The organism is Endozoicomonas sp., assembly GCF_965196975.1.
Taxonomy (GTDB): Bacteria; Pseudomonadota; Gammaproteobacteria; order Pseudomonadales; family Endozoicomonadaceae; genus Endozoicomonas.
The window spans coordinates 4,844,429-4,857,328 of record NZ_OZ239981.1; the positions used below are offsets into that span (position 1 = coordinate 4,844,429).

Annotated in this window: 12 protein-coding genes; 3 read left to right on the forward strand and 9 right to left on the reverse strand. The window is 46.3% G+C overall.

Features of this window, described 5'->3' with window-relative positions:
* Positions 1–61: 61 nt before the first annotated feature.
* Entirely contained in the window at positions 62–502 is a 441-nt protein-coding gene (locus tag ACOCLE_RS21760; protein ID WP_419534214.1) for a hypothetical protein, read from the forward strand.
* Positions 503–532: 30 nt separating this feature from the next.
* On the opposite strand, the gene gltS is transcribed toward ACOCLE_RS21760, so the two are convergent.
* The 6 genes from gltS to ACOCLE_RS21790 form a co-directional block, all read right to left on the reverse strand.
* Entirely contained in the window at positions 533–1,759 is a 1,227-nt protein-coding gene (gene gltS, locus ACOCLE_RS21765; RefSeq protein ID WP_419534215.1) for a sodium/glutamate symporter, read from the reverse strand.
* A gap of 21 nt (positions 1,760–1,780) precedes the next feature.
* Complete coding sequence (locus tag ACOCLE_RS21770; protein ID WP_419534216.1) at positions 1,781–5,461, reverse strand: AAA family ATPase; 3,681 nt, start codon at positions 5,459–5,461, stop codon at positions 1,781–1,783.
* Positions 5,461–6,732, reverse strand: coding sequence for an exonuclease subunit SbcD (gene sbcD, locus ACOCLE_RS21775; RefSeq protein ID WP_419534217.1), 1,272 nt, complete (start codon positions 6,730–6,732; stop codon positions 5,461–5,463). Before sbcD ends, ACOCLE_RS21770 begins: the two co-directional genes overlap by 1 nt.
* An 85-nt stretch (positions 6,733–6,817) precedes the next feature.
* Positions 6,818–7,303: a GNAT family N-acetyltransferase gene (locus ACOCLE_RS21780; RefSeq protein WP_419534218.1), complete on the reverse strand. Its 486-nt coding sequence runs from the start codon at positions 7,301–7,303 to the stop codon at positions 6,818–6,820.
* 135 nt (positions 7,304–7,438) lie between these two features.
* A complete protein-coding gene (locus ACOCLE_RS21785; RefSeq protein ID WP_419534219.1) occupies positions 7,439–7,855 on the reverse strand; it encodes a VOC family protein in 417 nt (138 codons plus the stop codon).
* A gap of 85 nt (positions 7,856–7,940) precedes the next feature.
* Entirely contained in the window at positions 7,941–8,708 is a 768-nt protein-coding gene (locus ACOCLE_RS21790) for a DUF2059 domain-containing protein (protein WP_419534220.1), read from the reverse strand.
* 123 nt (positions 8,709–8,831) lie between these two features.
* Between ACOCLE_RS21790 and ACOCLE_RS21795 the strand changes: the two genes are divergently transcribed.
* Positions 8,832–10,112 (forward strand): ISKra4 family transposase, encoded by a 1,281-nt coding sequence (locus tag ACOCLE_RS21795; protein ID WP_419532972.1) that lies wholly within the window; start codon positions 8,832–8,834, stop codon positions 10,110–10,112.
* On the opposite strand, the gene ACOCLE_RS21800 is transcribed toward ACOCLE_RS21795, so the two are convergent.
* Together ACOCLE_RS21800 and ACOCLE_RS21805 are read right to left on the reverse strand one after the other, a co-directional pair.
* Positions 10,107–10,442, reverse strand: coding sequence for a hypothetical protein (locus ACOCLE_RS21800; protein WP_419534221.1), 336 nt, complete (start codon positions 10,440–10,442; stop codon positions 10,107–10,109). The genes ACOCLE_RS21795 and ACOCLE_RS21800 overlap by 6 nt on opposite strands.
* Before the next feature lie 202 nt (positions 10,443–10,644).
* Positions 10,645–11,010 (reverse strand): RidA family protein, encoded by a 366-nt coding sequence (locus tag ACOCLE_RS21805; protein WP_419534222.1) that lies wholly within the window; start codon positions 11,008–11,010, stop codon positions 10,645–10,647.
* Positions 11,011–11,144: 134 nt separating this feature from the next.
* Between ACOCLE_RS21805 and ACOCLE_RS21810 the strand changes: the two genes are divergently transcribed.
* The gene (locus tag ACOCLE_RS21810; protein WP_419534223.1) at positions 11,145–12,332 is read left to right on the forward strand and encodes a hypothetical protein; all 1,188 of its coding nucleotides are present in this window, start codon (positions 11,145–11,147) and stop codon (positions 12,330–12,332) included.
* A gap of 30 nt (positions 12,333–12,362) precedes the next feature.
* Here ACOCLE_RS21810 and ACOCLE_RS21815 read toward each other — a convergent pair whose 3' ends face one another.
* On the reverse strand, positions 12,363–12,797 hold the full coding sequence (locus tag ACOCLE_RS21815) for a lysozyme inhibitor LprI family protein (protein ID WP_419534224.1): 435 nt from the start codon (positions 12,795–12,797) through the stop codon (positions 12,363–12,365).
* Positions 12,798–12,900 lie beyond the last annotated feature (103 nt).

Genomic DNA, 12,900 nt, shown 5'->3' on the forward strand with positions numbered 1-12,900 from the left:
TAGAAAAATTGAGTATAAGATGATGGTCGAAAAATCAGAAAATTCCAGATTTATATGAAGGGTGCTGAATAGTTACGTTGGTGGAATAAAGGCGCTTCATCGCGCCAGCAATCGCCAAAAAGCCTGGTTTGAAAACGGTGTAGCTTGCTTCATAACAAGCCATGAGGTGACGGTTGACCCATCCGGTAATTCTGTTCCTATGCCGGTAGAAGGCCTCTTTGCCCGTTGTGTTGCTTTGCTGTCGAATAAATCAGTGGCGGCCATTGTGTTGGTGATTCAGACCGATGAATTGCTATATAGCGGATTGCCTGTAGATCGGTTGGACAGCCTGGAAGTGAGTGAGGAGCCTTTATCGGCTTGGAGCAGTGAAGAGCATTCAGAAAGCAGTAAACCAAGAAGAGATGAGCTATTAAAAATGCTGACTTCTTTCTCGCACTTCAGTCAGGCTGTATCAATGAGTGATCATGATATAGAGGTTTATGGCTCAGAATTGGCGGTTTAAGAAACCGCCGTAGTTTTTGGATAGTCCTTGCTACCCAAAAATCGATAACGTGGTCTGCAGAATAATCAGGTTTACAATATCAATAAAGAAAGCGCCGACAATAGGCACCACCATAAAGCCCTGAGGGGAAGGGCCAAAGCGATTAACCACTGAGCCCATGTTCATCACCGCTGTCGGGGTTGCGCCCAGGCCAAAACCGCAGTGGCCACTGGATATAACGGCAGCATCGTAGTCTTTACCCATCACCCTGAAGGTGACAACGTAAGCAAATATTGCCAGCATGGCGGACTGCACCATCAGAATGATCAGGAATGGAATCGCCAGGTCAAGAATGTTCCAGAGCTTCAAGCTCATCAGGGCCATGGCAAGAAATAGAGCCAGTGAAACGGTACCCAGAACATCAATGGTTTCAATATCCAGCTTTTTCACCTTGGTGACTTCCAAGGTGTTGGTAATGAGGACACCAATAAACAATGCATAGACAAAATCAGGAATCATCAGCCATTTGATCTCAAAGCCATTGACCCAGATTTCCAGATATTTAGCACCGGTCACACAGATCAGAATCATGAACAGTGACTCAATCATCTTTTTTGAGGTAACACTGTCTTCTTCATTCTCGTTGTACGTTACCAGCTCAGGAAACTGATCGTGGGTTCTGTTGCTATTGCCGTACTGGGATTTCAGGCCATTTTTATCCACCAGTCTCTGGGCTACCGGGCTACCGATAATACCGCCCATGATCAGGCCGAATGTTGCCGATGCCATGGCAATTTCCAGTACATTGTTCATGCCGTAGACTTCCTGGAATGTCTGAGACCAGGCTGCACCGGTTCCATGTCCACCGGAAAGCGTAATGGAACCGGCAATCAATCCCATAAGAGGATCAAGTCCCAGCATGGTAGCCAATGACATGCCTATGCCGTTTTGCAGCACGATGTAGGCCGATGCCACACCGAGGAAAACCAGTACCTTAGCCCCTCCCTTAATGAGCTGGGTATAGCTGGCGGCCAGACCAACCGTCGCAAAGAACATCAGCATGAAGGTGTCCTGCAAGGGCAGGTGGAACTCAACTTCGGTACCGTTGAAATGGAGCCATGCAATAGCCGCTGCAACGATCAGCCCACCAACAATGGGCTCAGGAATATTGAACTTCTTCAATACAGGAATTCGGGCATTGATAAAATGCCCCAGGAACAGCACAAATATGGCAATGAGAAACGACTCAAGAGCGCCAACAGTCAATAGTTGATTCATAAACCCTCAGAATAAAAGTGATCAGTCGCAGATACAGGCAAAGCGTCTATCCAATTTGCTATAACCCAGTCCGGTTTCTTTTATCACTTCTATCCGGGTGGGAATCCGTTCTTTCAGGGACTCGATATGGGAGATGATACCAACCATCTTCCCACTGGCATTCAGGCTATCCAAGGCGCTGAGTGCGGTTTCCAGTGTTTCCTGATCCAGTGTACCAAACCCTTCGTCGAGAAACAGCGAGTCGATACGGGTTTTGTGACTGACCAGGTCCGAAAGCCCCAGTGCCAGTGCCAGACTGACCAGGAAGCTTTCGCCACCAGACAGGGTTTTGATGTCCCGTGCTGTGTCACCCTGCCAGGTATCCAGAACTTCAAGGCTGAGTTCATCGTTGCTCTTTCTATTGAGCAGATAGCGGGCATGGAGCTGTTCAAGCTGTCGGTTGGCCAGAAGAATCAGATGATCCAGCGTCAGACCCTGGGCAAATTTACGGAACTTGTCACCTTTACTGGAGCCAATCAGGCCACTGAGTTGAGCCCAAATCTGGTATTGATGCTCTTGTGCTGCAATATCCTTAAAGAGGCTTGCCTGGCCAAGACGTTTTTCTTCGTCGTCTTTCAGTGCCTGAGTAATTTCGCCCTGTCGTTGATTGATTAAACGAATATGATTATCCAACTCGGTCAGTTTTTCAGTTAATTCATCCAAGGACAGTTTAGTCGCTGGTTGTTCAATATGTGCTTTCAGGTTGGCTTCAGCCGAGGCAACCTTGCCTTTTGCCTCATGCAACTGCTGTTCAAGACATTGCTTGAGTTCTGTCAGCGTCTTTCTTTCTTCTTTATCCAGCAACGCTTTCTGGAAATGTTCACTGTCCTGGAATGGACTGTCATTTAATAATGTCTGCCACGTCTTCTCTGCGACTTTCAGCCCTTCGCTCAACGCTTCCTGTTCAATGGTCTGCTGACGAATGATTCCGGTCAGCTCACCCAGTTGTTCATCAATCGCTTTCAACTGGCTCTGGCTTTGCTGGTAGTGTGCCTTGGCTTCAACAACCAGTGACTTGAGTCGCTGTCGCTCCTCATTCACTATTTTCTGGCCAAACAGCTCGTGCCGTTTCTGTTGCTGGTGTTGTAACTGAGCGTTGGTGTTATCCAGGGTTTTCTGAAATTCACGAACGAGCTCGTCGGCTTTTTGCTGATTTTGATGGTTATTACTGAGCTGCAGGGTAGCGGCCTGAATTTTTTCACTCAGTACTTTTTGCTCAGTTGAGATGTTTTGCCATTGCTGCCAGTTTTTTTCCTGCTGACTCAGCCATGTTGGCTGCTCTGAAAGGACTGGTGCCTGAAGATGCAGCTCATGTTGAATTCTGATCCTGATCTTTTCTTCCAAAATCTGGCTTGTGTGTTTGCTCTGCTCAAGCTGTTGGCGTTTATCGGACAGCTGCTGGTCAGTCTGGTTTTTCTGATGCTGGTTTACATCCCGTCGATGGTTGTGCTGGGTAATGTCTTTATTGAGTTGATCCAGCTGCTGCTGCTCAAGTTGAATACTGCGATTGAACTGACTCAATTCTTCCAGCTGCTTTTTTCGGGTCTCTCCACTTTCTGTAAACCGTTTACAGAGGCTCTGATATTCTTCCGTGTTGTTTATCGAGAATGTAAGAGACAGTGCATTGCTGGTAGCGGACCAGTCTGATGTGACCTGAGAAATCTGATTCTGCAGCCTGTTAATGGTCTGTTCTGAAGATTCCAGCTGTGCCTGTATACGCGCAGCCTCTTTGCTCAGCTTCTCTCCTTTAGTCTGTAGCTGCTCCAGCGTTTGCTGTCTGGTTTTTAACCGTTGCTCGGTGTCTGAAATATTCAGTTGCTGATAATGCTCAATCGCTGGATGTTCTTTAGCACCGCAAAGAGGGCAGGCTTCTCCCGCCTGTAGTTTATTCCGATACTCCTTAAGGCTGGTGATCTGCCGCTCCTGAGTCAGCAGCTGTTCTAGATCATGACAGTGCTGCTTGGCATTCCTGTACTCGGCTCTCAGCCCTTCAATTTTGTTAGTGTGCTGCGCTAGCGATTGCTGCAGGTTGATATGGAGGTCCTGCTCTTTCTGTAAATCACCGGTGTAGTTTACAAATTGCTGGTTAAGGTTATTCAGGTGCAGCCATAGTGGGTTCTGGTCATTCCACTGTTGATGAGCTGCCTGAAGCTGCTCTTCTTCCTGGCCATTTAATATGGCTGCTTTGTTCTCAAGCAGCGTTTTATTCTGGATGGAGCGTTGCTCGATTGCTCTGGTCAGCGACTGAATGTGGTCTTCCAGCTTCTGATGTTGAGCGTTTAGGTTTTGACTCTCCTGCTCCAACGTATGAATGGCTTGAATATATTGTTGTTCACTCTGGCTGGCTGACTCCCGCTGCTCAAACAGGGTTTGTAATACCGGCAGCAGTTCTCCCAGCTTTTGCTGGTGTGTATTTTGTTCCAGGTAGCGGTTAGCCACCTGAAGCTGGTCAATCAGTTGCTGCTGGGTCTGCTGGTCATCAGCAATATTTTTTTTCAGTACTTCCTGTTCTTGCTCAGCCACCAGCAGCTTGCCTTTGGTGGTCTGTTGCTCGTTAGTAAGCCTCTGTATGTCGGAATCCAGGGGGATGATCTGCTCTACCAGCAGAGATTCAGTCTGCTCCTGTTCCTGTTGATGGTTTTCCCAGGCACTTAACTGAATCTGATACTGCTTCTGGGCTGTTTCTGCCTTTTCAGCAGTGGTCAGTTTTTCCTGTTGATGGTCAGCCAATGTCTTTTGTATCAGTTGATACTTTTGCTTATATTCGTTCAGCCGTTCCCAGCCCGGCAGAAGTTCCATTGCAGGGAGGGACTGCTCAAGACGGTTTAATTGCTCGCTGTGTTCTGCGCCCTGTTGAATGGCAAGGTTCAATGACTCCCGGGCTTTAACCTGTTCCTGTTCTCTGCTGGTCAGCTCTTCCAGCCAGCGCTTCTGATGCGTAAAGGAAAGTCGTTCGTTGCTGGTTTCCTGTTGCTGTTCGGTCAGCTGATTCTGTTCTTCTTTTAGCTCTGACAGTCGATTGTCGTTCAGTAGAGCAATGCCTCCCGCTCTGGCTTTTAGCAGGCTGAGGTTCTGCTCTTCGGTACGCATGCGCTCAAAGACCCGTCGTGAGATCTCTCCATAGATCTCAGTACCTGTCAGCTCTTCCAGCAGTTCTGCCCGGTCATTGGCGCTGGCTTCCAGAAAAGCAGCAAAGCCACCCTGGGCGAGCATCATGGATTTGGTGAAACGCCCGAAGTCCAGCCCGGTCAGCTCACTGACTTTTTTCAATTTATCGTTAATACGAGTGGTAATAATCGTACCGTCACTGTCGGCCAGCTCGACCTGTGGAGCCTGTAACTTGCCATCCGCCTTTCCTCTGGCCCTGCGTTGCGACCAGAAGGCACGATAGGCTTTGCCTTTCACTTCAAACTCAACTTCTGAGAGAGACTCAGAGGTGTGCCGTGTCATCAGTTCGTTATCGGATGCTGAGATCGTGGTCAGGCGGGGAGTCTGATGGTAAAGGGCAAGGCAGATGGCATCCAGCAGTGTGGTTTTTCCGGCGCCGGTAGGGCCGGTAATGGCAAACAAACCACTGTTGGTAAACGGTTCCTTCTGGAAGTCTATTTTCCACTCGCCCCTGAGGGAATTAATGTTTTTCAGGCGCAGACTGAGGATTTTCATCAGGCATTGTCCTCCTGATCATGCTGCGCCAGAAGGGGAGGTTCTTTATCGGCTTCAAACACGTTTTCGAGTACTTCCTGAAAAGCGCTGGTCAGCTGCTGTAACTGTTCGTCCGTAAGCTCTTCCTGTTGAAGTCGTTGCTGGAATACGTCTTCAACATTCAACTCAGCCAGACTCTCCTGGTCAGCAACCGTTAATGATGCTGCTGTCTTTTCCCGTTTTCTTCTTACTCTCAGCAGTTCAAATGAAGACAGCTCCTCTCTGGCAAGAATCAGCTGTTCGACCCGGCTTTGCAGGTCATGAAGGTAAGCTTCGGTGGTGATTTCAATCTCCAGCCATGGGTTGAGCTCCGACTGATGTTTCTCACCAGCCACTGTAGCCAGCTGCAGATCAACGCTGTCCAGCGAGCCTTTAAGGCTGATCAGGGGTCTAAAGACTGGCACCATAACGGACTCAATTTTATTCAGCTCATTTTTCTTGAAGTCGACAATAATGACTTGCTTGTCGGTGCCGGCTTCATCAAAACTCAGCGGGATAGGTGAGCCTGAATAGCGGATATGCTCCTGCTTTGCCACGATTTGAGGTCGATGCAGGTGGCCGAGTGCAATGTAGTGAGCTTTGGGAAAAGCGGATACCGGAAATGCCGACAGGGTCCCGATATAAATCTCACGAACAGATTCGGTCAGCTGTCCGCCTACTGTCGTCAAATGACCTGTTGCAATAATGGGAAGCTGGTCTCCTGCCAGTTTTTCAGCTTCTGTGTATATTGCCTGATAGTGAGTGGCAATCGCCTGTTGAAGAGCCTGCTGTTTGTCTTCACCCGACTCTCCAGCCTGGCTTTCCAGAACATCCCGGGGGCGGACGAAAGGAATAGCACAGATGACGGCACCAGGATCGCCCTGACTGTTTTTCAAAACCAGAACCTGGTCTTGCGATTCTTTACTGACGCCACCAACCACAAAGGTATTCAGGCAGGCCAGCAGCTCTTTTGATTCATTCAGTGTGGCCACTGAGTCATGGTTACCGCCAATCACCACGAGCTGCTGACAGGGCGTATTTTGCAGGCTGACAATAAAACGGCTGTACAGTCTTCGTGCATAGCTCGGTGGTGTACCGGTATCAAAGATATCTCCGGCAATAATCAGGGCATCAATATGCTGCTCTTTCACCAGCTCGATCAGCCAGTCCAGAAAGGCCTGATGTTCTGACTCACGACTTTTGCCCATAAAGTGCTGGCCAAGGTGCCAGTCAGATGTGTGAAGAATACGCATGATGACCTAAGCTTCAGGAAGCTTGTGAAAAATGAGAAAGGAAAACTACACCAGAAGTAGATTATGACCAATGATCTGAGCCCGGTTATGGGTTGTACAGCTCATAATGCTTAAGAATTTGTGACTTCCCCTGCCCGGATGGGTGTACCTCTCTTATGAATTGGAAGCCACATTTCTGGATAATACTGCGGGACGCCTGATTCTCAACAAGGTGACGGGCATAGATCATCGGAAGCTTGAGTTCACTGAAGCAAAATCTGAGGAATGGCCTTGCTGCTTCAGTGCAGTAACCTTTTCCCCAGTAAGGTACTCCAAGCCAGTAACCCAGGTTAGCATCATGACCGGTTATTTCCGTCAGGCTAATAGCACCAGCCAGTTCGCCCGAACTCAGCATGGTTATCGCGTAGACCAGAGCATGTCCTTCTTTCATTTCCCGACGGTGTTCTCGTATCCATGACTCAGCCATCCCATCCAGATAAGGGTAGGGAATATTGGCTGTCATTTCTGATACGCGCCTGTCTCCCGCAAGAGCCTGAATTCGGCTGGCATCTTCAAGGGTAAATGGCCTCAATATCAGCCTTTCTGTTGTTATATTTCTAAACATGGGGGCAGTGAGTATGATCTTGGAATATTTCTTTTTACCCGATTCTGGTTGTTTTGTCCGAAGTATTTTTTGCAGGGGACATTTTTGTAGCTCATCACTGTTTTACACGGGACCTGGCCAGAAAAAAGGGTTATGTATTACCCCCCATACATGACCATCCGGATCACTGAAGTAGGCGGTATAGCCTCCCCAGCCAGCCTGATCGGGTTGCCTGAGTTTTTTTGCACCGGCACTTATGGCCATTTGATAAATGGTTTCAACCTCCGCAGGTGTTTTAACATTATGGTAGATAGTAACTCCGTTGAATTCAGACTTGGGAGGTGTTGTTGTGATACCCGCATCAGCTGCCAATAACTGAATGGGATAAATACTCAGCCAGGTTCCTGTCAGTTCAAAGAAAGCAACCTCTTCTTCTCCCTCATATGCATAATGCGGGAAACCCAGACCGTTTTTATAAAAATCCAGTGAGACTTTGAAGTCATGAACACCCAACGTAATCATATTGATACAGGGATTCATAGCTATTACCATTTTTGACTAATAAGCAGTCAAGCTAGCTTAATTTGGCACTTGCTGTGAAAAAAATGTAATTCTCTGGTGAACATTATTTATTAACCATTCTTTGAATTACGTTGATATAAGACTGACTCATTGCAGCATAGAATTTTTTCAATGCAGGTGAACTCTTGGCAAATGAAAGTAACTCATTTTTTTGCTGGGGAGTCATTAATTGCAGGCGTGTTGCAAGTTTTTGTGTATAGGCTGGGATCATTACCGCTCCCATTACTTCAGTCATTTTATCTATGGGTGGCAGCTGCTGGTCTACCTGAGGGAATTCTTGAAGAATCACCTGAAAAGAGTTTTGAAAATCGAGTGCAAGGTCACGGACAAAAGAGTCGCTGTCACCCATAACTTTTATAAGTTGCTGTGCACTTCTCAATGACTGCTGGCTGGGCTGTGGGTGACCGGCATTGGCTGCCATAAGTTGGTCTGAAGCTCCACCGGAGAGAACGCTGTTTAGCTCATCATTAAGGAATGTTTTACCTGCGCTAGAAGAGAACCACTTGAAAAGAGATTTCAGCTCTTTGAGGGTCAGCTCGTTTTGAAGGATTGCAGTAAACTCCAGTCGAATAGCATCAACTGTCATATGTTGGTTGATATTACTCATTATGTTTTTTTGAGATTCTTCAATCGGCTTTAGTTTGATACCTTCCTCGGTTTTTTCCTGATAGAAACTGATTAGGCCATCTGATAAATTCTTCTTTTTATTATTAATCATAAAGGTTGCACGCTTGGTCATCTGACTATCAATGTAGAGTGATTCAATTAATAGCTGTTTTTCCAGTTGATTTTTATTATTTGCACTAATCACTGTTGATAGCAGTGAACAGGTTATACTTAACAGTAAGCTGGGGTGCTCTCTCTGAATGATTGAAACAATAGTGCTCTATTTTCACAGCTACTATGGGAACACCACTCATAATAGTTAACTGTCATGCCCGCTTCTGTTATTTCCAGCTCTACCAAAAGCATCGTTTTGCAAATTGAAGTTTCTATAGATTCAGGCAACATGCTGAATCTTGAAGATAGTTTACAGCGTGCACTCAATGAAGCCGGGCAGCTTGGAACAAAAGAGTTATTGGGGCTATTTGAATCACCCAATAAAGAACCTATCGTCGTTAATCAGCAGAAGTGGAACTACAAAGGAAAGGTTCTTAAGCACTATGAAACCTTATACGGTCGTATACCTTTGGAGCGCTCCGTATATCAGGGTGTCAGAGGTGGCAGTACTCTGGCAGCACTTGATCTTCGTGCCGGTATTATTGGTTCAGCTACCCCCAAATTTGCCAAGTCTATCGCCTGGAAATACAGCCAGATGCCAGCGCCTGCGGTAAAAGAAGATTTTGAGACCAACCATCAAAGGACGCTTTCAAATTCTTATATCAAGCATTTATCGGACAGAGTAGGTGCATTAATTGAAGACCAGCAAGACACTCACTACCACCTTCCTCCACTAAAAGAGCCTGTTGAAACAATAGCCATTGGTCTGGATGGAACCTGCATGCTGCTTTGTGAAGAAGGCTGGAGGGAAGCCATGTGTGGGACATTGAGCCTATATTCTGCAGATGGAGACAGGCTCCACACGATATATACAGCCAGTTCGCCAGAGTATGGTAAACAAAGCTTTATGAGCAAGCTCGACGAGGAGATTGCAGATCTAAAACGACTCTACCCAAATGCCACATACATCGGGGTAGCTGACGGGGCTAGAGAAAACTGGAGTTATTTGAAACAACATACCTCTGGGCAGATACTCGATTTTTATCATGCATCTGAATATTTAGCTGGAGCAGCGGAAGCACTGTTTCCAACCAGTAAGGCGAAGCGACACCAGTGGCTTGAAGACAGGCTACATAGTTTGAAAAACAAGCGTGGAGCAGCCAAAAAAATCCTTCAGGAAATTGAATCAGCCGAGCTCCCGAAAAAGACAATCGCACTGACAGAGAAGCGCTACAAAGCTGTGAGCTATTTTACAAACAATCACCAGTTAATGAATTATCATCAGGCGCTTAAACGCCATTGGCCAATAGGTTCAGGAGTTACTGAAGCGGCTTGTAAGACTCTGGTAAAGCAACGATTATGTGGTTCTGGAATGAGGTGGAAAGCAACAGGAGCGGAAGTGCTTTTGACAACAAGAGCACTGATCCAGAGTAAGGGGCGCTGGGAACAACTTTGGTCTGAGTTCATGACTGGAAAGGTTGAAGCTAACCTATGAGTCAGTTATCAAATTGAGAGAGCACCCATCGCCAGCTCGGTCTGTACTGATGTAGTCAATTCCAATTGTTTTCCCGTAGCGATAACCAATGGCATTGAGCTGGGAGTCTGTTTGGTACACCAGGTTTGTGATTTCGTGCTTGGGAAGTAGCCAGTGTTTTGCCAGAATATCAAAGGAGTCAGCGGCTTTTCCGGGACTGAATAAGCTGACTGATTTCTCGCATAGCCGAAGGGTATCTTGTTCCGTGTTAAGTGGTGCAGCAGAGATATTGATAGAGAGTATTAGCAATATCAATGGTAATAAACGGTACTCCATGTTTAACAGCTCCATTGATTGATATTACTTCTAGTTTATTGCATGGAATGGCTTTTGGATGTTTATTTCAAAGTGTCAAAGAAGTGGCTTTCAGCTCTTAGTAATGAGATGTTGGTCAATTACATTATTTAAAAACAATGGATTAGATCGACCGCTAAAAAATAGGACTATCCGTTAGAGTAATAGTTAATCGCTCCAAGGTAGCCCTAGAGTATGGTTAGCTCAGGTAACCTTCGCCTGCTGCTACGACAAAAGCCATTTCTACAAGGTAATCCGGGTCTGCCAGCTCTGCTTTAACGCAGGCTCTGCTGGGGGCACAGCCTTCAGGGAACCATGCGTCCCAGACCTCATTCAATGCCGGTAAATTAGCAAAGTCAGTGATGTAGATTGTTACGGATAATTTACGTGACCGGTCACTGTTGATCTTCTCCAGAGCCTGATCTGCCTGGCTAAATATCTGATTTACCTGTCCTTTAATGTCTTCGTTAGTATCTGAATCGGCAACTTCAACAAAGTGAGCGATGCCATTGAAGATGGTAATATCTGACCAGCGTTTACAAGGGTTGATTCGGTGTATCTTCATGATTACCTGCCTGACGGATGGTTCAATGGGTTTGTTTGTAATTCATTGACAAATCAAGGAAAAACAATTTATTGCTCTTGCTGGGGCCAGAGAATTATAGAGAGAGTGCTATGGTAGATAAATAATGGAATTTATTGGAATTGAGCCATGGAGGGGGAGCAATTGTGATTCCTAATACTAATAATCAGGGGCATGCTGGTTATAGCCACTTAAGGCATTCTGGAGGCATATCGAACAAAGCTACTAAACCCGCTCCCTGGACCTCGGTTATGGCTACTCAGCCTAAGCGACATATGCATCATCTTCAAAAGATGCCCGCGCAATACAATAAAGCAGTACAAAGTCGTAATGCTCAGTATGCACAGGCAAAGCAGTTTATTCAGGGAGTTAAAGACCTGAATCAAATGAAAACAGACCTGATCGCTAAGCAAAAAGCAAGTAAAGCGGCTTTAGTTCAAAAGCAAAAAGCGCGTCAGCAAAGACACCAGAATATAGGTCGTCCGGCACGACAGTCTAAAATCGCACAGAATGCAGGACCTTTACAAAACACCCAAAGTAATCACACAAATCGTTCACAGACTGCAAAACTGAGATCTGGTGGCGGGCCGGGTGGGCCAGGAAAGCTGCCGTCCAATAATAAACAGAGCTTTCTATCCGGCTTTAAAGGTACCCCGAGAACACTTCAGCAACTTCAGTATCAATTAAGAGCATCTTATTCTCCACGGGATCTTAAGCAGGCTATTGCGGATGGTCAGGTATCGCGACTATCTTCCCAGGATTATGTGCGCTATCAGAGTGCACTTAAGAGAGCTGTCATGAATCTGGCAAGTAACCCGGATACAGCCCATCAGATCGACCGTTCATTTATAGAGCAGGCATTGAGTAGAGATAAAAGTACGGCATCACACACTATCATGTGTTGGGAAAAGGCTGATGTTGCACATATGGCTGAGCGAAACGACCTGTTAAAGCAGGGTAAGGTCTACACCCCACCATTCATCAAGCCTCAGCCCGATTGCTCTTATCGAGAACTTCACAGGCAGTTTACCCAGATTACATCGATCAATGACTTAAAGGCAGTTGTTGCAAACAGAGCGGCAACAAATATCACGCCAGCTGAGCAAGGGAAGTATCAGGGGGCATTAAGTGCTGTACTAAGAGGCATGGCAAAAAATCCCGATTTTGCCGGCGACTTACATGAAGGCTTTATTGACTATGCACTTCAGGGTGACCGAAGGGCGAAGAACGAAATATTATCTCTTCGCGATAAAACATTGACCGGGATGCTTGAGCGAAGGCTTGATCGGTTGAAAAGGAGGTAGCTGGATAAAACTGATTTGAGCATGATCCGCTCAGTCATAAACACCCCACATAATACCGGTTCCAAGTTGTTCAAGCTCTTTAACTCGCCTGATGGTCATCACTGCCTGACAATGTGATGCCCATTTGTCATAGGTCACTCCAACATAGTAGGTTTTCACCAGGTTACACTGGGCCTCTTTCATGCTTGCCCACGCAGCCTGCATGTCTTCCAGATACGTCTTCTGATCTTTATCTGCCTGTTTTATCAGGTCGTTGTAAACATTATCCAGTGCCTCGTTTGCCTTTTTTAAAGTGATCATATTGCAGTTAACGACATTGGATTCAGCGTGCTCTTTTATCTCTGAACAGTCAGACTCATAGCCTTCAAAGTAACCACCTGTTGGATCATCAGCAAACGCAGTAGTAAAGAGAAAGGGGAGTATCAGTATTCGGATCATGATCGCTATGGTTTGGCTTGTATTCATTGCGTTAAGTTTCTTCGGTCTGGCTCACTGAAAAATAATATAGTGACTTCTGTTATGCATTGGTGAAACTTTTAAATTTGATCTCAATGACTTGAAAGGCTCT

Coding starts and splice junctions, on each gene's coding strand:
- ACOCLE_RS21800 (WP_419534221.1), bottom strand. CDS start 10,442: ATGGAGCTGTTAAACATGGAGTACCGTTTATTACCATTGATATTGCTA.
- sbcD (WP_419534217.1), bottom strand. CDS start 6,732: ATGCGTATTCTTCACACATCTGACTGGCACCTTGGCCAGCACTTTATG.
- gltS (WP_419534215.1), bottom strand. CDS start 1,759: ATGAATCAACTATTGACTGTTGGCGCTCTTGAGTCGTTTCTCATTGCC.
- ACOCLE_RS21795 (WP_419532972.1), top strand. CDS start 8,832: ATGCCCGCTTCTGTTATTTCCAGCTCTACCAAAAGCATCGTTTTGCAA.
- ACOCLE_RS21805 (WP_419534222.1), bottom strand. CDS start 11,010: ATGAAGATACACCGAATCAACCCTTGTAAACGCTGGTCAGATATTACC.
- ACOCLE_RS21815 (WP_419534224.1), bottom strand. CDS start 12,797: ATGAATACAAGCCAAACCATAGCGATCATGATCCGAATACTGATACTC.
- ACOCLE_RS21785 (WP_419534219.1), bottom strand. CDS start 7,855: ATGAATCCCTGTATCAATATGATTACGTTGGGTGTTCATGACTTCAAA.
- ACOCLE_RS21770 (WP_419534216.1), bottom strand. CDS start 5,461: ATGAAAATCCTCAGTCTGCGCCTGAAAAACATTAATTCCCTCAGGGGC.